Consider the following 20871-nt stretch of genomic DNA (forward strand, 5'->3'; position numbering starts at 1 on the left):
CAGACGGTTCCGGTCCCTCGGCTCGAAGGGGGTGTTTTCCTGAGGTTCGTGCATCATTCGTGCCAGCTCCTTATCAAAGTCATCCATCGCTTCTCCTTCACCCCACCGGCTTGATGACCTCGGCGACCAGGATCTGCCGCAGCCTTGTCACGCCGCACACTGCATGGGAGCGGGCAGTGCCCACTGGGCAGCCCAACGCTTCCGCGACCTGCCTCTCGGACAGGTCCTGGTATTAGCGCAGTACCACTGCAGCCCGCTGCCGCGTCGGCCACTGTGCCGGTGCGGCCTCCAGACGAGTCCGCTCGTCCACGACGGCGGATTCATCGCCGACCTCGGCTATGTCGGGCAGGTGCTCGCTGGGGCGCTCGCCCCACCAACGCCGCCGAGCCGAACGCGCTGCCGCTCGCGCCAGGACTGGGCGCACACATGCCTCCGGAGCCTGCTCAGCGACCTTCGGCCACGCGAACCAGAGCTTGACCAACGCCTCTTGCAGTAAATCCTCGGCCCGATGTAGGTCTCCGCCGGTGAGTAGACGCGTGAGATGGAACAACGCCGACCAGCGAGCCACCACGAACTGGTCGAACCCATCGGTCCGAGACTGCTCCATCAGCAACGTCCCTCCTCTCCACACGCGCCTACACCCTTAGAAAGGCATTGGCCCCCGCCCTGCTATGCACCCCAGACCTGTGAACTGGTTCACGTCCGCACAACGGAGCCGGGCCCTTCCGAACCGCGCCGGTCAGGGACGCGGGTCAAGATGCGTTGGCTCGACCAGGCACTCGCCCTCGAGACCACCCCGAGTCCCGCCCGGGCCAAGGCCCTGATCGTCGACGGGCTCCTCGCTCTCCTGCGGGGCCAGACTCAAGCAGCCGCAGCCCTGGCTGCATAAACCCCGCTGTCACCCAACCCTGCAGCAGTCCCGAACTGTGGCGCATGCAGCGGGCGACGCACCGGAGTTGACCCGCGCGATCTTTGGCGGCGACTGCCTTCATCGCGGCCCACTCGGTGTGGTACTCGGGCCGCATCTCGGCGACCATGCGCACCGGGCGCTTGCGCAGCTCAAGGAGGTAAGCGGAAGCCTTCCGAGCCCTCGAGGGCAACGCGCCATCAGCCATACCCGGTCCTCCCGGACCGCCTCACATTCTTAGGGACGTGCCATGACTCGATCCCCACAAATGATCGAGTCCCCACCGAACCGGAACAGTGCAGTGAGAGGGCCGTTCTCTTTACAGTCCCGACGGCCAGGGGCCTGACCAGCCAGGGGCCGGCAGGCGTGCGGAGTAGTCTTGGATCATGAGTGGTGGTGTGCGGGGTGTGGGGGTGTTGCCGGTTGAGGTGACGGGTTTTGTTGGCCGGCGGGGTGAGGTGCGTCAGGTCAGGCAGCTGCTGTCGGGTGGTCGGCTGGTCACCTTGACGGGGGCGGGTGGGATCGGTAAGACCCGGTTGGCGCTCCGGTCTGCGGCGGAGGTGGGCCGTGCCTTTCCGGACGGGGTGTGTCTGGTGGAACTGGCCGCGCTCAGTGAGGGCAGGCTGCTGGCTCAGACGGTTGTGGATGCTGTGGGGCTGCGTGAGCAGTCGTCGCTGGCGCCGCTGGAAATCCTGCGTGGTTATCTGGCGGAGCGGAAGGTGCTGCTGGTCCTGGACAACTGCGAGCATCTGATCGATGCGTGCGGTGCGCTGGTGAGTGCGTTGCTTCAGGCGTGCCCGGGGTTGAATGTGCTGGCCACCAGCCGTCAGGTGTTGGGGGTGGCTGGGGAGAGTGTTGTGCCGGTGCCGCCGCTGGCGTTGCCCGCCCCTGACTGTGCGCCGCAGGCTGCGGCGCAGAGCGAGGCGGTGAGCTTGTTCATGCAGCGTGCGGCCTCGGCGCGTGCGGGGTTTGCGGTGAGTGAGGACAGGATGGGGGTGGTCGCCGAGATCTGTCGGCGGCTGGACGGGATTCCTCTGGCGATCGAGCTGGCGGCGGCGCGGGTGCGGGCTTTGTCGGTGGAGGAGATTCTGCATCGTCTCGATGACCGTTTCGCCCTGCTGACCGGTGGATCTCGCGCTGCTCTGCCGCGGCAGCGGACGTTGCGGGCGGCGATCGACTGGAGCTATGGGATGTGCTCCGAGCCGGAGCGGTTGCTGTGGGAGCGTTTGTCGGTGTTCTCCGGGAGCTTTGACCTTCAGGCGGCCGAGGCGGTGTGCTGTGGGGAGGGGATCGAGCGTGGGGCGGTCTTTGACCTGGTGGCGGGCCTGGTGGACAAGTCGGTCGTGGGGTGTGAGGAGAGCGGCGGGAGGATGCGCTACCGGCTGCTGGAGACGCTGCGCCAGTACGGGCAGGACCTGCTGGCCGCTTCCGGCCGGCAGCCGGCTCTGCGACGCCGGCACCGTGACTGGTACCAGCACCTCGTCAAGCAGGGTGAGACCGACTGGTTCGGGCCGGACGATCTGGACTGGCTGGCGTGGCTGCGGGTGGAGCGGCCGAACCTGCGTGCGGCGCTGGAGTACAGCCTGGACGAGCCCGGCCAGGTCACAGCCGCCATGGAGATGGCCGGCTGCCTGTGGGCGCCGTGGTACTCCGTCGGCGCGTTGAGCGAGGCCCGTGGCTGGCTCGAGCGGGCGCTCGCCCTGGAGGTGGAGGACAGCCCTGAGCGGGCCAAAGCCCTGTGGGTCCTGGGCTGGTTCACACGCGAGGGGGGTGACACGACTGAGGCCCTTCGTCTGCTGGCGGAATGCCGGGAGGCGGCCGAACGGCTTGACGACCGGTCCGCTCTGGCCTGGGCGACCCAGTTCACCGCTGCGGCCACCTTGAGCACGGGCGACATCGAGGGCGGACTCGCGCTGGCCACCGAGGGACTTCAGCGGCAGCGTGCCCTGGGCGATTACGGTGGCATGCTGATCTCGCTGATCATTCTGGCTATGGTCTTGTCCCTGCTGGGCGACCCGCGTGCCCTCGAGTACGGGGAAGAGGCGGTTGCCCTGTGCGAAGAGAAGGGCTCCACCTGGGGCAAGTCCTACGCCCTGTGGGGTGTCGGCCTGGAGATGGTCCGCCGGGGCAACACCCGCCGGGCCACGACGCTCTTGCGTGAAGGCCTGCGGTTCGGGCGAGCCGCCGGAGACCATCTGGCCTGCGTGTACTGCGCCGAGCTTCTGGCCTGGATCGCCGCCCAGGAGGGCGAGCACGAGCAGGCAGCACGACTGCTCGGCGCGGTCAACCTCATGCGGCACACGGCGCCGCAGACTTCGGATCATAACCACCGCGTACCGCTCAACTCGGCACCGTTCCTTGCCGAACATGACCGGTGTGAGGCCTCGGTGCGTGGGGCGTTGGGCGAAGCTGCGTTCCAGGCCGCCTTCGCCTCGGGCGCAGAACTCTCGGTCGAGGATGCCTACGCCTTTGCCCTGGGTGAGAAGGCACCCGCAGCGGGCCCAGGCCCGGTCGCGTCCGCGGCACAGGAGGCGGTGCCGCTCACCCGGCGGGAACGCGAAGTGGCAGCCCTGATCGCGCAGGGACTCAGCAACAAACAGATCGCCACCAAACTAGTGATCTCCCCCCGCACCGCCGAAGGCCACGTCGAACACATCCTCGTCAAACTCGGCTTCACCTCCCGCGCCCAGATCGCCGCCTGGACCACCCAACAACCCCACTGACCCCACCCCGCGCGACACCCCTGCCCGGCTGCCCGCTGCGGCGACCCGGGCGTGGACGGTGTATCAATTCAGCGGCTGATCTTGGTTGTTGAGTGGTCAGTTGTTGCTCGGGGTCAGGCGGCCTTCGAAGGCGATCTGGAAGGCGTCGAGTTCGGATTCCGTGCTGGAGCCGATCCTTCCGATCGCTGTCTGTACGGTCTTCGGCTCTGTCTCGCTCGGGATGCTGTTGGCGATTGAGGTGACTCCCTTCGTGACTCTGCTGGTCCATTCACGTGGGGGGCCTCCGTGATCTGTGGTCTGGTGGGACGGTGAGCTCGGGTACCGGTTCGCGGGATCCGAAGAGATGATCCGTGATGTCGTTGTGGCCGGGGTCGGGCTATGGGTTCCCGCAATGACGGCTCAGGTGGTGCGGGCGGCGTTCCCGAAAGGGGTGTTGGCGACCCGGGTGCGGGACGCGTTCGGTGAGGTGTTCGCCGACGCGCCGTTCGCCAGCCATCCGCTTTCCGAACGTGATCTGTTGGTTCGGGGTGGGTGGGCATGAACTCCGGTTGTGGGCTTGACGCCACTGCAGGGGCAAGGGTGCCTCCTGAAGGAGGCACCCTTGCTGGCGCGTCAGCGCTGCCCGGAAGCCTTCGCGTAGCACTTCCAGCTGTAGGGGTCATCGGAGGCGGCGAGAGAGAAGACGGACGGGTTCTCGGGGTAGGCGTACGTGCAGGCGTCGTCCACGCTCAAGCCTACCGTTTGCCCGGACGGGGTTACACACTTCCAGTCATATGCCTTCATGTTGCCGGTGAGCCTGGCGCCGCCGGTTTCGCCTATGGACTTGCAGTAGCCGTCGAGGTCGAGTCCGCCGAGGGAGTTGTAGAAGGAGGCGCTCTTCAGGGTGACGGTGACCGAAGCATTGCCCGGGTCGACGGTCACGGTGCCCTGGGCGTCGTCCTTGGTGCCGGTGCTAACGGCTTCGATGTTGTTGACGAAGGCCGGCACCTTGAAGACGATCTTGCCACTGGGCTGGTCGCCCGACCGGGTGAGCGTGACCCTTCTCTTGCCGTCGGTGTCGGCGGTGGTGATTTTGATACCCATCCGGTGACCACCGGAGATCGGGTAGTTGGAAACGGTGATGTCCGTGCTCCAGGAGGGGCGCACCCATTCTGTGGGGACACCGTCCCCGACGATGATCGTGCCGTCCGACTTCTCGGCGATCAGAGAGTCCAGGAGGACATGGGAGGCGTTGGCCTGGCCCCACATGTGGGGACTGGAACCTGTTCCCGCGGTCGCGTGACGGCCGGGCGTCCAGGACGTGTAACCTGCGGTCGGGATTCCCTCCCACCAGGAGAACGGGCCGCTCTGCGTGTTTGTGATCATGAACTGGTAGCCGTAGATCCCTTCGGATCGGTGGTTGGTACTGGCCAGAGCGGCCTCGCCGTAACCGGCGTTGTAGGCGGTGCTGTAGCCCCCGCTGCTGTTGATGGTGCTGGGGTAGCCCCCGTACGTGTGGGCGGGAAGACCGGAGAGGGCGCCGAATCCGTGGTCGTAAGTCGCATCGAGCTTGTCGACCATCGGCCCGGTCCGGGCCCCGGGGAAGAGGGAGCCGTCCCAGTTCCAGCGGCCGAAGAGGAACATGGCGCCCCAGTTCGCGTTGTTCGTCTTCCCGCAGGCGTTATTGGCAGTCCCACTGCTGGTGGTGTTCGGGATGCCCGGATCACAGGGCAGATAGTTGAGGTTGTTACTGGTGATGGTGTTGTTGAGCTTGGAGTTCACCGCGTTCAGCAAGTTGCCGTATGCCGCATCGGCGGCTGTGGCTTCTTGGCCGTAATTCCGGTCGGTATAGGAGGAGCTCAACGTCCTCGCGATGTAGCTGTAGGTTTGCAGGCCCAGTAGCGCCGACTGGTCATCCACCAGCCAGTGGCCATTGGAGTCCGTGCTATTGCTTGGGACGATAAGCCCCTGGTATGCCCCGCTCTTTTCTTCTTTGTTGATGATGCTGTCGGCACTGGAGTGGGAAGCGATGGTGTCGAAGTTGGCGTGCACCGTCGCGGTGTCGCCGGTCTTGAGCAGGTAGACAGCCCAAGGCCAGGCGTACTTGAAACCAGCGTCAATGTAGTCGAGGCCGGTCGCACCGACGTCTTTGAGCAGGGAGTTCGACAGACGGTCCTTGAGGTCACTCAGGTAGCCCTGGCTGAGCAGGTTCGCGTAGATACCGATCTCGTCGTGGTCGAAGACCGTGTCATAGTCGTTCTCCCCGACGTTGTAGCGGGTCCCGTCCTTGACCATCTGCGTGTAGATGAAGCCGGCCTTGTAGGCATTGGTGAGGCGGGAGTCGGGGACGCTGATACTCGCTATCTTGCTGAGCTGGCCATCCCAGTACCGCGTCATGTGCGTGTAGGCATTGTCGTATCTGCTGACGTTGAGGTTGTTGACAAAGCCGCTATCGTCGTCGGGGAGCGCCGCTGCGAGGTCGCTGGAGGAGGGCCAGCCGTAGGCATCGCCGGCGCCCATCTTGTCCGCGGCGATGACGTAGGAGTGGCTGACGCTCGTTCCCGGCGCGACGGAGTTGCTGCCGCCCTGCAGGGGCACCAGGCCAGCGCCTTGGGTGTTCCCGATGGAGGAGACCGCGGGGTCGAGGGTGTGACTGACGGTGTCGTGGTTCGTGATCTGAACCCGAGAGTAGATGGCTACGTAGGAGTGGCCACCCGCCTTGACCTTGTCGCCGAAGTTCGTGATGGTCACCGTGCAGTTGTCCCGCTCGAACTTGGTCTGCAGCGCAGGGTAGTAGCCTCCCACGTTGGTCCACTGCAGGGGCGTGGCAGGGCGGCCGTTGCTGTCATAGTTGTTGTAGATGCCGAACCTTACGACGATTGCCCTGTTGTTGTTGTCGGGCCTGCCATATTCCCGGACGTCGAAGCTGCCATCGCTGTGGGCGGCGACTCCGAAAGAGTCACCGTCCCAGCCGATATTGGCGGTGTCGGTCCGCATGATGTCGGTGTTGATGTCTGTAGAGGGTGTTGTGGCCTTGGCCCCGACGGGGTGCCACACCTGGGCGATCACAGCCGTCAACAACATGGCCATGACGACACCTAGGCACAGGGGGAGGCTTCTGGCGGATCTGCGTTCGGAGGACATGAAGCACCTGCCGGGGAAGGAAGGGACGAGGGGGACAAGCACGGTTGAGAAGGCAGGACTGGCTCTGCTCGAGCCGTCTGCATATCGCAGGTATATGAGCGCTCAAAAATCCTGTGCTGCAGGTGTAACCGACGGGAAACGTGGTGTCAACCCGCCGGGCTTCGCGGCCTTTTGGTGATCACGTCCCGGGAGCAGCCCGGCCCTTGCCGAAAATCTCATCCGCGCTGCAACGAGTTTGCCGACGACGCCGGCTCGGCGACGTGCGCACGGAACCACACGTCCACGACCTGGTCAAACTCGCCGATCTCAACAAGCGAGGAAGTCCTCAACGGCCAACGTGGGTCCGCCTCATGGCCAAGCACCTGGGCAGAAGCCTCGTGGTCTGCGCATGCTGCCACCAGAACATCCACGCCGGACGGGCCGCGACAACCACCCGGAAGTAGAGCGCTGGAGCGCCGGATGCGGCGAAAGCCGCCACTCCGATTCGGGCAGAGGCCGACGGAGAGGGACCCGACCCACGGGCGCCTCGCCGTCGGCCTGCTCCACCAGGTGCATCCACGGCGAATCGCCGCCCTCGGCATCAAGATCGCCGCCGCACCGTGTGGACCGCCGACGCGATCGCCTCAGCGGCATCCTGCACGAGTACAAACATGCAGCGTGGCCAGTACGGACGTGGTTGTTGGCACCTACAGCGTCCCAGGGCGGGCACGGTGGCTGGTGTGCACACATGGCGGAACCTTCGATCTCCGCCGAAAGCAGCGGTGCAGATATCTGACACTTTTGTCGTGGATAAGGAGACAGTGAAAGCACGTATTTGGGTACCTACGTTCTCCTCATTGCCACTCCGGCGCCAGGAGCTCGATCGGCCCGGCCGGAGGAGTTCTCGTGGCTGCGGTCGCTGCGCGGTGCGACGCCTGCCGAGTTGGTGGGTGGTCCTGAGCTGACCATGGACGGGCAGGTAGGAGCCGTCCGCAAGCTCGTGGAACACGGGTAAGGTGCCCGGCTCGGCCGTCGGCGCAAGGGGGGCGCCGCGCGATCCGCAGACGCCGCGGGGCGTCACGTGTTGGCAATGCTGTCCGGCTGCCGCCGCTTGGGAGGTACCCCTGTCCCTGCCGGGGCCGCCGCGCCACGGGAATCTTCACCGCCACCAAGCGGCACCGGGCGCGCCAGAGCGCCAGGGCAACGGGCCGGCGGTGACCCGTCGGCGGAGGTCCGCCTACCGCTGCGGGGCTCGACTGGCGCTGGAGGAACGGACCGTCAGGCTCGGTGTCAGCAGGGTCGCCGCAGGGGCAAACGCGTCGGGTCGCGGGCCGAGCGTAGCAAGAACGGACATGACCTCACGGCCGACATCCTCGATGGGCTGGCGGATACTACTCAAATCGAGTGCCGCGGCGGTGGGCGTATCGTCGAAGCCCACGACGGCGAGATCGCGTCCCACGTCCAGGCCCCACTGCAGGGCCGCGCGCATGACGCCGACGGCCAGGGTGTCGGTGGCGGCCACTACCGCGGTAGGCGGATCCGGCTGTCCGAGCAGCCCGAAGGCCAACTCGGTGCCCGAGGCGACGGTGTCCGGACCCCGCACGTCGAGTCCGTTGCCGTTCAGGGCTCGGCGGGCGATTGCTTTGTGCCAGCCCTGGGCCCGGCGGCCGCCGACGTTGTGCCCTTCGGGTAGACCGACGTAGCCGATTCGGCGGTGGCCGCGTTCGGCCAGGTGCGCCACCGCGGCCTCGATGCCGGCGGTGTTGTCGACATCGACCCAGGAGTACTGGTCGGTGCCGCTGGCCGTGCGGCCGAAGGCGACGAAGGACAGTCCGCGTTCCAGGAGCGCGGTGGGCCTGTCGTCGTCCGCCTCGATGTCGTACAGCACGAAGGCCTCGGCCGCACCGCTGCGGCGCAGCTTGGCGCACATCTCGACCTCGGCGGCCGTGTCGGGGGCGGAGAACAGCAGCAGGTGCCGGTCCGCGGTAGCACCCCACTCCGACAGGGCGTGCAGGAAGCGGTCGTGGATCGAGGCCAGCGCATGGTGGGTGAGGGGCTTGAACCGGTACCCGATCATGCGTGAGTCATTGGCTCGCAGGGCTTGGGCGATGCGGTTGGGCTGGTAACCCAACCGGTCGATGAACTGCTCGACCCGCTGGCGGGTGTCGGGCCTGACGCGCTGCGGGGCGTTCAGGACATTGGACACCGTTTGACGCGATACTCCCGCGGCACGGGCCACGTCCTCCAGGGTCGGCGCCGCACCCCTACGGGTGCGCGCCTGGTCGGACTCCGTCACGCTCTGCCTCGCCTCATTCCTTCGGTGTTCCTCGAATGGGAACACGCAGCCTGGCGGTGTGACCGGCTCGTGGAGTACCGTCTCACACTCCTTCATTTTATCGCTCAAACTTCAGTTCTGCCAACCCTGGGCCGCGGCCCTTGGAGGCCCTCGTGAGTTTCCACCTGCAACCGCCCCTGCACGATCTCGTCTCGGTCATCAAGGCGCCCTGCGTGGCGTTGAGCGCGGCCAACGGCCAGGTACGAGCCGGGGACGTCACCGGCTTCTACGGCGCGGACCGCCGTGTGCTGTCGGTGCTGGAGGTCGAGGTGGACGGTGCCCTGCTGACCCCGGTCGGCCAACGCGCCGAGGGAGCAGCCGCGGGTCACCTCTTCTCGGCCCTGGTGCGGCTTGCCGACGATGTTTGCGCCGATGCCCCGCTCGTCCTTCACCGCCGGCGCATTGCGCACGCCGATCGGTTCGAGGAGGTGTTGGAGCTGGAGAACTTCGGGCTGGTCCCAGCAGTCGTGCAGATGCGCGTACGCGTGGCCACGGACCTGGCGCCCGTGCACGTGGTGCGCGGCGGGGAGGCGGTGGCGGCGCTGGTGCCGCAGATCGCAGCGGGCAGGCTGCGCTGGACCGACGCTGAGGGCGACGAGGTCGAGCTGACCTCCCAGCCGCATCCCGGTGCCGTATACCGCGGGGGTGGTGACGCGGCCGAGCTGGAGTTCCCTCTCAATGTGCCCCCGGGGGAGGCACGTTCGGTGTCGCTGGTAGTCACGGCCGGCCTCGGCGGGAGCGCGGCTGACGAGCAGCCGCCGTTCTTGCCCGCAACCGTGGACCGACTGAGACCTGCGAGCCACGTCCGGCCCGGGGACCGGCGCCTGGCTCGGCTCCTCGACCAGAGTCTGGAGGACTTGGGCGGGCTGCTCCTGGCGGACCCACGCCGGCCGGCGGACCACTTCCTGGCCGCGGGTAGTCCCTGGTATTTCACCCTGTTCGGCCGGGATGCCCTGTGGTCGGCTCAGCTTCTGCTGCCGCACAGCGTCGACCTGGCGGCCGATACCCTGCGCGTGCTCGCGCGCCGGCAGGGCACCGCGTTCAACCCGGATGCCGACGAGCAGCCCGGCAAGATCCTGCACGAGGTGCGGCGCCAGACTCTGCGGCTGGGCGAGATGGTCATCCCGCCGTTGTACTACGGGTCGATCGATGCCACCACGTTGTGGATCCGGCTGCTGCACGCCGCCTGGCGGGCGGGCATGCCCGACGGAGAGGTCGCCCAGCTGCTGCCGAACCTGCGCTCGGCCCTGGACTGGATCATCACCTTGGGGGACTCCGACGGTGACGGCTTTGTGGAGTACCGACGCCGTGCTCCTGGCGGGCTTGCCAACCAGGGGTGGAAGGACACGCCGCAGGCCGTGCGCTGGGCCGATGGACGGATCGCGCAGGCGCCGCTGGCGCTGTGCGAGGCGCAGGGATATGCCTACGCCGCGGCGGTGCGCGGGGCAGACCTGCTGGAAGCGTTCGGTGAAGGCAGTGGAGAGCGGTGGCGACACTGGGCCGAGGGGCTGCGCGCTCGCTTCAGGTCGCGGTTCTGGCTTGTCGACGAGGTGGGGCCTTATCCGGCGATTGCCCTGGACTGCAACAAACGGCCGGTGGACGGGGCCGCGTCCAACATGGCGCATCTTCTGGATACCGGCCTGCTGGAGCCGCATGAGAGCGCCCATATCGCTCGCCGGCTGGCGGCCCCGGATCTGGACTGCGGCTACGGCCTGCGCACTCTGTCGTCCTCCAGCCGGGCCTTCAACCCGCTCAGCTACCACTGCGGCAGTGTCTGGCCGCACGACACCGCGATCGCCGTGCTGGGACTGGCCGCCGAGGGACACCACATGGTCGCCCAGTCCCTGGCCCAGGGGGTCCTGACGGCCGCGGAGCACTTCGACTACCGGCTGCCCGAGTTGTACGGGGGTACCGACGGGCGGCGTGGCGAGGCCGTGCTGGCGTACCCGACCGCGTGTCGGCCGCAGGCATGGGCGGCGGCCGGTGCGGTTGCCCTGGCCGGGTATCTGCAACGGCAGGAGCTGCACGGTGCGGTCGCCGATACCCCGGACGGCGACCGGGGCCAATCGGCTGCTCGGCCCGAATGACGGAGCCACCGCGACCTCTTCCCCTTTGAACCGTGTCTCGCGAGCACTGTCCGAGCTGTGCGATGCGGCTTGCGTTGCTCAAGTCGGGCTCCGCGACGAGCATTTCGTGTCCCCGACCCCGCCCGGCCAAACACACACCCCTCGACGTTCCGCACGACTGGCCCACGGGCTCTTTCCCAGACCGAATTTCAGTACAAAAGCTTGACGCCAGAGGCAGAGGCGGACGAAGATGCGACCACCAATTTTGAACGCTCAAAAGTCAGGGCGGGGACCTCTCCCATGGCCCGTTTGCTCCAGCCCTTTTCGGTCCGCCAAGCCTGATCCAAAAGGAGTTCAGCGCATGAATCGCCACCTGCATCCAGGCACCAGAGCCACCGCCGTGTCTGCCCTGGTCGTCGCCTCACTGTCCCTGTCCGCCTGCTCCGGCGGCTCCGCCTCTCACTCCCCCTCGTCCAGCCCGTCCACTGCGGCGGCGCGAGGCCCGATCACCTTGGCCACCGGCAAGGACACCTCCGGAAACCTGGAGAAGCTCGTCGACGGCTGGAACGCCAAGCACCCGAAAGAGACGGTGACCATCAACGAGTTGCCCGCCGCCGCCGACGGCCAGCTCCAGCAGCTCGTGCAGAACGCGCAGGTGCAATCCGACGCCTACTCCGTGCTGGCCCTCGACATCACCTGGACTTCGGAGTTCGCCGCCAACCGTTGGATCGACAAGATCCCGACCGGAATCATCCCGGCAAACACCTTCCCCTCAGCGATCGACAGTGCCACCTACCGCGGTACCACCTACGCCATACCGTGGCAGTCCAACGGCGGCCTGCTGTTCTACCGCTCCGACCTGCTGCGCAAGGCAGGGATCAGCAACGCCCCCACCACCTGGACCGAGATGCAGGCCGACTGCGCCAAGGTACTGGCGCTGCCGGATACCGAGGGAGCCAGCTGCTACGCCGGGCAGTTCGACAAGTACGAGGGCCTGGTCGTCAACTTCGCCGAGGCCGTGCAGTCGGCCGACGGCGAGCTGTTCGACAAGGACGGCAAGCCGACGGTCAACACCGCTGAGAGCAAGTCTGCGCTCACCTGGCTCGTCGACCGGTTCAAAGACAAGACGATCCCGGCCAAGTCCCGCACCTACCAGGAGGAGAACGGTCGCAAGGAATTCCAGGACGGCAAGCTCGTCTTCCTGCGCCAATGGCCCTATGTGTGGGACCTCGCCAACAAGACCGACGGGTCCTCCAAAGTCGCCGGAAAATTCGACGTCGCCCCGCTGCCCGGCAAGAACGGCCCCGGCTCTTCCACCCTGGGCGGCCTGAACCTCGCGGTGTCCTCCTTCACCAAGAACAAGGCCACAGCGCTGGACTTCATCACCTACCTCGCCAGCCCGGAAACCCAGCGCGCCAACCTCCTGGCCACGTCTCAAGCACCCACGCTGACTTCGCTGTACGACGACCCGGAGCTGCAGAAGAAGTTCCCCTATCTTCCCGCGCTGAAGGAGTCCATCAATCAGTCCGTGCCGCGCCCGAAGGTCGTGCGCTACGGCGACGTCTCCTCCGCCATCCAGGAAGCCGTGTACCCGGTGATCGCCGGACAAGCCGCACCCGAGGAGGCCCTCTCCTCGCTGCAGAAGAAGCTCGAGCAGATCACGACACCGTGAGGCACCTCAGCCGGGCGCAGCAAACCCTGACACGCAGTCTGCGCCCGGCTGAGGGCACCGTCCCCTACGCCGCATCGGAAGGCACCTCCCGTGCTCACTCCACAACGCCGACCCGTGCCGACGGCATCGGCCACCCCGGATGGACCAGCAGCACGGCGTCGGCTCTCCCTGAGCGACAACCGGCTGGCCGCAGTACTGCTCACGCCGACATTCCTTGTCCTGGCCCTCGTGGTCGGCTACCCGCTGCTCGCCGCCATGCGCGAGTCGCTGTACCGGCAGGCAGAAGGAATCGACGCCAACGGATTCGTCATCCAAGACGAACGCTTCGTCGGCCTTGACAACTACCGTGACGTCTTCACGGGCCAGCAAGCCGACCTGTTCTGGAACGCCTTCGACAACACCACCTTCTTCACCTTCACCACCGTCGCCATCGAAATCATCCTCGGCCTGGCCATGGCCCTGGTGATGCACCGCGCAATGCGTGGACGAGCACTGGTGCGCGCGGCGATCCTGGTCCCTTGGGCGATCCCGACGGCCGTCTCAGCCCTGCTGTGGCGGTGGATCTTCGACGCCGACGGCGTGGCCAACGCCCTGCTGGGCCGTCAGATCCTCTGGACCGCCGACGGCCCGGCCGCCAAAGCCGCCGTCATCATCAGCGATACCTGGAAGACCGCCCCGTTCATCGGCCTGCTGGTCCTCGCAGGACTGCAACTGATCCCCAAGGAGCTCTACGAAGCCGCCCACGTCGACGGCGCCGGCCCCTGGCGGCAATTCCGCGCCATCACCCTGCCGATGATCAGGCCAGTGCTGGTGGTCGCCGTACTGTTCCGGATGCTCGACGTACTGCGCATGTTCGATCTTCCGTATGTGCTGATAGGTAACCAGAAACACTCGGTGGAGACCCTGTCCATGCTCGCGTTCAACGAGGCCGGCAATCTGCGCTACGGGCCCGCAGCTGCCTTCTCCACACTCCTGTTCTGCTATGTCGTCCTAGTGGCATTCGTGTTCGTGAAACTCCTCGGCGCCGAAGTGATCGGGCAAGCAGCCACCCGTCGTGTCCGCCACCGACGCAGGTCGGCCGCGCGGCGCTCACGAAAGACAGCAACGACATGACCACTTGCCTCCCTGTCGCCACGAAACCAGTCCGCCGCCCCGGCGTTACCACCGTCCTGCGGCACGCAGGCATCGTCGCCATCACCGCCTACTGCCTGGCACCGTTCTACTGGATGACAGTCTCCGCCTTCCGGCGCCCCACCGACCAGTTCAGCCTGTCCGTGCTGCCACATCAATGGTCGGTGGCGAATTTCATGGCCGTCTTCAAGCCCGATGTCGGATTCCAACGCGCCCTGTTCAACAGCTTGATGGTCGCAGGCAGCACCACAGCGCTGACCCTGCTCCTGGGCACACTGTGCGCCTACGCACTGGCCCGCCTGAACTTCCGCTTCAAGAACCTTGCGGCGGCGGCCATCATCGCCACCTCCATGTTCCCGGGCATTTCCCTGGTCGTCCCACTGCTGCGGATCTTCACCGACATCGGCTGGATCAACACCTACCAGGCGATGATCGTCCCCAGCCTTTCCTTCGCACTCCCCCTCACCGTCTGGAACTTGACCGCGTTCTTCCGCCAACTGCCCGCCGAACTAGAGGAAGCCGCCATGATCGACGGCTGCACCCGTGGCCAGGCATTCCGCAAGGTCATCCTGCCGCTGGCTGCCCCCGGCGTGTTCACCACCGCCATCCTTGTGTTCATCACGGCGTGGAACGAGTTCATCATCGCCCTGTCCATGGTCAACAAAAAGGACATGCAGACCGCGACCGTCGCTGTCTCACGCTTCACCGGTGCCCACGGCTTCGACCAGCCCTACGGCACCCAGATGGCCGCCGGTGTCCTGGTCACGGTCCCCCTGGTACTCGCTGTCCTGATCTTCCAAAGGCGCATCGTCGCAGGCCTGACAGCTGGTGGAGTGAAGTAGGGCTGTGACCGGGAAGTTGTACCGGGTTGCAGTTGGCGCCAGGGGTGGCACGGGCGTGGGGCTCATAGACGGGAGAAGGTCCGCGCAGCGCCGCCTGTGACCCGATGCCCAGTTCCCGCATGAGCCGCTCGACGGTGCAGCGGGCTACCTGGTTCAACTCGTCGTCGCGGACCGTTCGTTGCGAGGGCGGGGAGTACGGCACAGGCCGGCTCGACACCGCCGAAGCGGACCCACATCTCGTCGATGTCGGTCGTCCCGATCCCCAGCTTGGCGGCGACTGCCTTCATCACGGCCCACTCGGTGTCGTACTCGGGGGCAGGGGTGTCGCGCGGGGTGGGCTCAGTGGGGTTGTTGGGTGGTCCAGGCGGCGATCTGGGCGCGGGAGGTGAAGCCGAGTTTGACGAGGATGTGTTCGACGTGGCCTTCGGCGGTGCGGGGGGAGATCACTAGTTTGGTGGCGATCTGTTTGTTGCTGAGTCCCTGCGCGATCAGGGCTGCCACTTCGCGTTCCCGCCGGGTGAGCGGCACCGCCTCCTGTGCCGCGGACGCGACCGGGCCTGGGCCCGCTGCGGGTGCCTTCTCACCCAGGGCAAAGGCGTAGGCATCCTCGACCGAGAGTTCTGCGCCCGAGGCGAAGGCGGCCTGGAACGCAGCTTCACCCAACGCCCCACGCACCGAGGCCTCACACCGGACGTGTTCGGCAAAGAGGGGTCCCTCGAGGATCGATGCCGAGAGGTTTTGATCCGGAGGCGCTGTGATTACCTTGACCGCGCCGAGCAGTCGTGCTGCCTGCTCGTGCTCGCCCTCCTGGGCGGCGATCCAGACCAGCGGCTCGGCGCAGTGCACGCAGGCCAGATAGTCTCCGACGGTTCGCCCGAGCCGCAGGCCTTCACGCAAGAGCGTCGTGGCCCGGCGGGTGTTGCCCCGGCGGATCATCTCCAGGCCGACAGCCCACAGGGCCCAGGATTTGCCCCAGATGGAGCCCTTCTCCTCACACAGGGCAACCGCCTCTTCCCCGTACTCGAGGCCACGCGGGTCGCCCAGCAGGGACAAGGCCACGGCCAGAATGATCAGCGAGACCACCATGCCACCGTAATCGCCCAGGGCACGCTGCCGCTGAAGTCCCTCGGTGGCCAGCGCGAGCCCGCCCTCGATGTCGCCCGTGCCCAAGGTGACCGAAGCGGTGAACTGGGTCGCCCAGGCCAGAGCGGACCGGTCACCAATCCGTTCGGCTGCCTCCCGGGATTCCACCAGCAGACGAAGCGCCTCAGTCATGTCACCCTTTTGCCGGTATGCGAACCAGCCCAGGACCCACAGGGCTTTGGCCCGCTCCGGGCTGTCCTCCACCTCCAGCGCGAGCGCCCGCTCGAGCCAGCCACGGGCCTCGCTCCACGTGCCGACGGAGTACCACGGCGCCCACAGGCAGCCGGCCATCTCCATGGCGGCTGTGGCCTGGCCGGGCTCGTCCAGGCTGTACTCCAGCGCCGCACGCAGGTTCGGCCGCTCCACCCGCAGCCACGCCAGCCAGTCCAGATCGTCCGGCCCGAACCAGTCGGTCTCACCCTGCTTGACGAGGTGCTGGTACCAGTCACGGTGCCGGCGTCGCAGAGCCGGCTGCCGGCCGGAAGCGGCCAGCAGGTCCTGCCCGTACTGGCGCAGCGTCTCCAGCAGCCGGTAGCGCATCCTCCCGCCGCTCTCCTCACACCCCACGACCGACTTGTCCACCAGGCCCGCCACCAGGTCAAAGACCGCCCCACGCTCGATCCCCTCCCCACAGCACACCGCCTTAGCCGCTTCCAGGTCCCAGCTGCCGGAGAACACCGACAAACGCTCCCACAGCAACCGCTCCGGCTCGGAGCACATCCCATAGCTCCAGTCGATCGCCGCCCGCAACGTCCGCTGCCGCGGCAGAGCAGCGCGAGATCCACCGGTCAGCAGGGCGAAACGGTCATCGAGACGATGCAGAATCTCCTCCACCGACAAAGCCCGCACCCGCGCCGCCGCCAGCTCGATCGCCAGAGGAATCCCGTCCAGCCGCCGACAGATCTCGGCGACCACCCCCATCCTGTCCTCACTCACCGCAAACCCCGCACGCGCCGAGGCCGCACGCTGCATGAACAAGCTCACCGCCTCGCTCTGCGCCGCAGCCTGCGGCGCACAGTCAGGGGCGGGCAACGCCAGCGGCGGCACCGGCACAACACTCTCCCCAGCCACCCCCAACACCTGACGGCTGGTGGCCAGCACATTCAACCCCGGGCACGCCTGAAGCAACGCACTCACCAGCGCACCGCACGCATCGATCAGATGCTCGCAGTTGTCCAGGACCAGCAGCACCTTCCGCTCCGCCAGATAACCACGCAGGATTTCCAGCGGCGCCAGCGACGACTGCTCACGCAGCCCCACAGCATCCACAACCGTCTGAGCCAGCAGCCTGCCCTCACTGAGCGCGGCCAGTTCCACCAGACACACCCCGTCCGGAAAGGCACGGCCCACCTCCGCCGCAGACCGGAGCGCCAACCGGGTCTTACCGATCCCACCCGCCCCCGTCAAGGTGACCAGCCGACCACCCGACAGCAGCTGCCTGACCTGACGCACCTCACCCCGCCGGCCAACAAAACCCGTCACCTCAACCGGCAACACCCCCACACCCCGCACACCACCACTCATGATCCAAGACTACTCCGCACGCCTGCCGGTTACCGATGAATCATCCGCCCAGGTCACAGCCGTGATCGGCGATCTCTGGCATGATCGTCGGCCCCTTGCTGTGTTCCCGTGGTCCAGTGCGGACGGCATCAAGATCGCCGCATCCACCACCGGGAAATCCTCCGCGAGCACTGCATCCCACCCCCGCCGGAACCGCACAGCACCACCTCGGCCGACTTCCTACGCAGCCAGGCCGACGCCCTACTCGCCCGCGATCTCTTCGAGGCCCGCACTCCGACGCGGCACGCCTGTACGTCTTCTCGGGCATCGAGCACTCAACGAGGGCATCCGGAACCTGGGCGCCACCGCACACCCGACAACGGACTGGATCGTGCAGCTCGGGCGCAACGGGACTGCCACGAAAACCCAGTTCTCGATCTTCAACTCGTCGTCGCGAACCACTCGTTGTGCGGGCAGGGGATACGGCGCAGATCGGCTCGACACCACCGAAGCGGCCCCGCCTCTCGTCGGTGTCGGTCGTCCTGATCCCCAGCTTGGCGGCGACTGCCTTCATCGCAGCCCACTCGGTGTCGTACTCGGGCCGTACCGCGGCGACCATACGGACCGCGCGCTCGCGCAGCTCAAGAGGGTAAGGCGAGGACGTGCCATGACCCGATCCTCTCAAATGATCGAGTCCCCACCGAACCCGGAACAGTTCACCCCTTGTAGCCCGTCACCTTCGCGACCCACGTGATGAAGTCGCCGGGGTCGACGTTGGCGGCGTGGCCCTGGTCCCAGTAGTACTCGTGGTTGACGTCGTCGCCCAGGTTGTCCACGGCGGCGGCAAGGTTGGCGGCGACCGTGAGCGATGTGTCGCTGTCATTGGTGCCGAGGCGGATCCACCAGTGCTTCGACCTGTTCGGGTTCTGCCTCTTGATGAAGTACATCGGGTTCATCAGATTGAGCAGCTCAGGGATGTCGCCGGCGAGTCGCTTGCTGGTGACGCCGGTGGTGTCGTTCTTGAGGCTGTACGCCGTGAAGTGGCGGGCCTTGGTCGTGCCCTCGCCGAACTCGTTGTTCTCGCCCGCCGACAGGTCGAAGGCGTCGAAGGCCGGCGTGGACTTCTTTCGCGTGCCCACGTGGGTGAGGTAGTCGGCCCAGGTGAAGGTCGCCTTGCCACCGGACCACGTGATGAACGTGTTCTTGGCCAGGTAGGTCGTGCGGGCGGAGTCCGACAGGGCCGCGAGGTACTTCGTGGCGGCCGGCTGGAGGTAGGTCTTCACCAGGTAGTCGTCGTAGTTGCGCGCCGTGAGCGGGCCGTAGCCGTTCAGGCCCTTCAGCTTGAGAGAAGCCTGGTATTCGGCGAACTGGGACTGCAGCTCCTTGGACACGGTCTGGTCGACGACCTTGCCGGTGGCCTGCGTGACGTTGGTGCCCCAGTTGAACTCGTAGGCGCCGTCGGCGTGTTCGAGGTCGGTGATGGGGCACCAGGCGCCGGTGGCGAAGATCGCGTCGCTGGCGTCGGCCGCGCCCGCTTCCTTGAGGTACTTGGCGTAGTGGGGGCTGTCGCCGGACGCGCCGAGCAGGGCGGACGAGGCGCCGCCCGCGCTGGTGCCGGTGGAGACGATCCGGTTGGTGTTGCCGGGGATGCGGCCCTTGTTGAAGCGGACGTAACGCACCGCGGCCTTGAGGTCGACGATGACGGCCGGCGCTGTGCCGTAGTACTTGCCGTCCGAGTCGGTGAGGCTGCGGCCCCGCGTGCCCGGCTCGACGGCGACGTAGCCCGCCGCCAAGGCCAGCTTAGCGAGGTTGACCATCCCGTTGATACCTCCCGTGCCGCCATCGTGGGACGGGCCGCCGTCCGGCATATCGCTCGGCAGACTGCCGTCGGTCGGCATGCCGCCGGGCATACCGTCGCCGCCGGACCCGCCGCCCATGTCGCCCATCTCCAGCGCGGCCTGACCCACGCCAGTGGCCTTTGCCACGCTCGACGGCATGTAGGCGCCCACCGCGTTGGCGAGGACGATGGGGGCGCGGGTGGCGTCGACGGCCTTGCCGTCGATCTTGACGGGAACGCTGACGACCAGGCTCTGGTGAGTGTCGTCAGACGGGTTGGTGACGTAGTTGCGGGGCTTGTAGAAGTGGTACACCACCTCGTGGTCGTCGCCGGCCGCGTCAGTGATGGTCTCCGTCAGCTCCGTGTAGTCGTCCTTGTCGAAGACCAAGGCACCCGACGGCGCCGAGGACTTCGAGCCGCTCGGAGCCGAGGACTTCGAGTCGCTCGAACCGAACGCGTTTGCGTTCAGGGCGATACCGCCGACTGCCGCGACACCTGCGGTCACGCCGATCCCCGCGATGACGGTCCTGCGATTCACTGGCCTGTGATTCACTGAATTTCTCCTCGTTCGCGGCAGGCGTCGATCCGCCGCTCTGGTGGTTGTCGTACGCTCCGGAGACACACGGGGTGGCTCGGCCGTGGGCCGACGCGGCCACCACGGCGACGGCAAGGGTCCCGCCACGCAAGGGTGCGTCGCCCCACGATCATCCCCAGCGAATCTGAGAACGTGATTTGAACGATCTGAGAGAGGGCTGAAGGGTCGAGGGGGACCCGCGGCCGACACGTCGTACTCCAGCAGCAGTTCGCCATTTGTGCTGGTCGGAAAGCCATCGGATTCCTCGTGTCGCGCGGCCGCTGGACACGGTGCCCCGATCGCCCGCGGCTGCCCCGTTCTTGAGCGCCCCCTCGCCTTGATCCGGCGCTCCTCCACCCTCGTTGCCGGGCCGGGATATAGGCAGGGGGGAAGTACGTGTGCCACTACCCGCTCCGCGGCTACGCACCGCTGCGCTTATGGATGTCAAGCAGGGGTTGTGAGGTGACTGGCTGCCGCTGCGGTGGTCAGGAGCTGGTGCTTGGAATCCAGTGGGCTGATGTCCCGTCAGGGTGGCGGTGGTTGGTTACTCGCCTGATCGGGGTGCGTTGAACTGGCATGGAGACGGATGTCGAAGCTGCCGTGTGGGCTGCTGAGTTGGAGACGCTGCTGCGGGTGGGCGAGCGCTTCACCCGGGTCGGGCCAAGACGTCGAATGCGGGGCTATCTCAAACGCTACTCAGAATGGAAGAGTTCCGTTGATGATGCCGAGATCGAGGGCGTTAGAATGCTCTCGACAATGCGGCCGTCAGGCTTACTATGAGCAGGCCGCGAAATGCCTCTATCGAAGGCGGGAGTGGCATCTCCTCAGAATTTCTGTATTCCGTCAGCAGATCCAGCAGATTTCGGTAGCCGCCTGCATCGTCGGTGATATTCTGCCTGGTCAGCAGCGAACCGATGTCGTAGACGAAGGTGACGTTGTCCGTGCGCACTATCCAGTCGATGCCGCAGTAAATCAAGATCTTCCTTCGATGTACAGTCCTACTCGACACTTACGTTGTCGTTGGCCCCGTCTCCAT

At 66.5% G+C, this 20871-nt stretch carries 12 protein-coding genes and 1 pseudogene; 7 read left to right on the forward strand and 6 right to left on the reverse strand.

Features of this window, described 5'->3' with window-relative positions:
* Positions 1 to 97: 97 nt before the first annotated feature.
* Positions 98 to 607 (reverse strand): annotated as a pseudogene (locus tag FBY35_RS05430) (SigE family RNA polymerase sigma factor).
* Positions 608 to 757: 150 nt separating this feature from the next.
* On the opposite strand from FBY35_RS05430, the gene FBY35_RS36930 reads away from it, so the two are divergent.
* The 3 genes from FBY35_RS36930 to FBY35_RS05440 all read left to right on the forward strand — a co-directional run bounded on the left by FBY35_RS36930 (position 758) and on the right by FBY35_RS05440 (position 4171).
* Positions 758 to 889, forward strand: a complete 132-nt coding sequence (locus FBY35_RS36930) for a hypothetical protein (protein ID WP_260848523.1) — start codon at positions 758 to 760, stop codon at positions 887 to 889.
* A 404-nt stretch (positions 890 to 1293) separates the two neighbouring features.
* Positions 1294 to 3630, forward strand: coding sequence for a LuxR C-terminal-related transcriptional regulator (locus FBY35_RS05435; RefSeq protein ID WP_142212690.1), 2337 nt, complete (start codon positions 1294 to 1296; stop codon positions 3628 to 3630).
* 343 nt (positions 3631 to 3973) lie between these two features.
* Positions 3974 to 4171, forward strand: coding sequence for a hypothetical protein (locus FBY35_RS05440; RefSeq protein WP_142212691.1), 198 nt, complete (start codon positions 3974 to 3976; stop codon positions 4169 to 4171).
* A gap of 71 nt (positions 4172 to 4242) precedes the next feature.
* Here the strand turns inward: FBY35_RS05440 and FBY35_RS05445 are convergent, their stop codons facing one another.
* Both FBY35_RS05445 and FBY35_RS05450 read right to left on the reverse strand, forming a co-directional pair.
* Positions 4243 to 6699, reverse strand: a complete 2457-nt coding sequence (locus FBY35_RS05445) for a hypothetical protein (protein ID WP_142212692.1) — start codon at positions 6697 to 6699, stop codon at positions 4243 to 4245.
* Positions 6700 to 7969: 1270 nt separating this feature from the next.
* Positions 7970 to 9028, reverse strand: a complete 1059-nt coding sequence (locus FBY35_RS05450; RefSeq protein ID WP_160159233.1) for a LacI family DNA-binding transcriptional regulator — start codon at positions 9026 to 9028, stop codon at positions 7970 to 7972.
* A gap of 152 nt (positions 9029 to 9180) precedes the next feature.
* Here FBY35_RS05450 and FBY35_RS05455 point away from each other — a divergent pair, with 152 nt between their 5' ends.
* From FBY35_RS05455 to FBY35_RS05470, 4 genes are all read left to right on the forward strand, one after another.
* The gene (locus FBY35_RS05455; protein ID WP_160159234.1) at positions 9181 to 11154 is read left to right on the forward strand and encodes a glycogen debranching N-terminal domain-containing protein; all 1974 of its coding nucleotides are present in this window, start codon (positions 9181 to 9183) and stop codon (positions 11152 to 11154) included.
* 340 nt (positions 11155 to 11494) lie between these two features.
* Positions 11495 to 12805 (forward strand): ABC transporter substrate-binding protein, encoded by a 1311-nt coding sequence (locus FBY35_RS05460; RefSeq protein WP_142212695.1) that lies wholly within the window; start codon positions 11495 to 11497, stop codon positions 12803 to 12805.
* Positions 12806 to 13060: 255 nt separating this feature from the next.
* Positions 13061 to 13918 (forward strand): carbohydrate ABC transporter permease, encoded by an 858-nt coding sequence (locus tag FBY35_RS05465; RefSeq protein WP_142212696.1) that lies wholly within the window; start codon positions 13061 to 13063, stop codon positions 13916 to 13918.
* Positions 13915 to 14778, forward strand: coding sequence for a carbohydrate ABC transporter permease (locus tag FBY35_RS05470; RefSeq protein ID WP_142212697.1), 864 nt, complete (start codon positions 13915 to 13917; stop codon positions 14776 to 14778). The genes FBY35_RS05465 and FBY35_RS05470 overlap by 4 nt, the downstream gene beginning before the upstream one ends.
* 339 nt (positions 14779 to 15117) lie before the next feature.
* Here FBY35_RS05470 and FBY35_RS05475 read toward each other — a convergent pair whose 3' ends face one another.
* The 3 genes from FBY35_RS05475 to FBY35_RS05490 all read right to left on the reverse strand — a co-directional run bounded on the left by FBY35_RS05475 (position 15118) and on the right by FBY35_RS05490 (position 20811).
* A complete protein-coding gene (locus FBY35_RS05475) occupies positions 15118 to 17445 on the reverse strand; it encodes a LuxR C-terminal-related transcriptional regulator (protein ID WP_142212698.1) in 2328 nt (775 codons plus the stop codon).
* A 695-nt stretch (positions 17446 to 18140) separates the two neighbouring features.
* Entirely contained in the window at positions 18141 to 19814 is a 1674-nt protein-coding gene (locus tag FBY35_RS05485; RefSeq protein ID WP_142212699.1) for a subtype B tannase, read from the reverse strand.
* Positions 19815 to 20574: 760 nt separating this feature from the next.
* Entirely contained in the window at positions 20575 to 20811 is a 237-nt protein-coding gene (locus FBY35_RS05490; RefSeq protein ID WP_142212700.1) for a hypothetical protein, read from the reverse strand.
* Positions 20812 to 20871 lie beyond the last annotated feature (60 nt).

It is taken from the genome of Streptomyces sp. SLBN-118 (genome assembly GCF_006715635.1).
In the GTDB taxonomy this organism is placed as follows: domain Bacteria; phylum Actinomycetota; class Actinomycetes; order Streptomycetales; family Streptomycetaceae; genus Streptomyces.

What these genes read in the sequence shown, in the direction of transcription:
- FBY35_RS36930 (WP_260848523.1), top strand. Translation starts at nt 758, where the DNA reads ATGCGTTGGCTCGACCAGGCACTCGCCCTCGAGACCACCCCGAGTCCC.
- FBY35_RS05435 (WP_142212690.1), top strand. Translation starts at nt 1,294, where the DNA reads ATGAGTGGTGGTGTGCGGGGTGTGGGGGTGTTGCCGGTTGAGGTGACG.
- FBY35_RS05440 (WP_142212691.1), top strand. Translation starts at nt 3,974, where the DNA reads ATGATCCGTGATGTCGTTGTGGCCGGGGTCGGGCTATGGGTTCCCGCA.
- FBY35_RS05445 (WP_142212692.1), bottom strand. Translation starts at nt 6,699, where the DNA reads ATGGCCATGTTGTTGACGGCTGTGATCGCCCAGGTGTGGCACCCCGTC.
- FBY35_RS05460 (WP_142212695.1), top strand. Translation starts at nt 11,495, where the DNA reads ATGAATCGCCACCTGCATCCAGGCACCAGAGCCACCGCCGTGTCTGCC.
- FBY35_RS05465 (WP_142212696.1), top strand. Translation starts at nt 13,061, where the DNA reads ATGCGCGAGTCGCTGTACCGGCAGGCAGAAGGAATCGACGCCAACGGA.
- FBY35_RS05470 (WP_142212697.1), top strand. Translation starts at nt 13,915, where the DNA reads ATGACCACTTGCCTCCCTGTCGCCACGAAACCAGTCCGCCGCCCCGGC.
- FBY35_RS05475 (WP_142212698.1), bottom strand. Translation starts at nt 17,445, where the DNA reads ATGAGTGGTGGTGTGCGGGGTGTGGGGGTGTTGCCGGTTGAGGTGACG.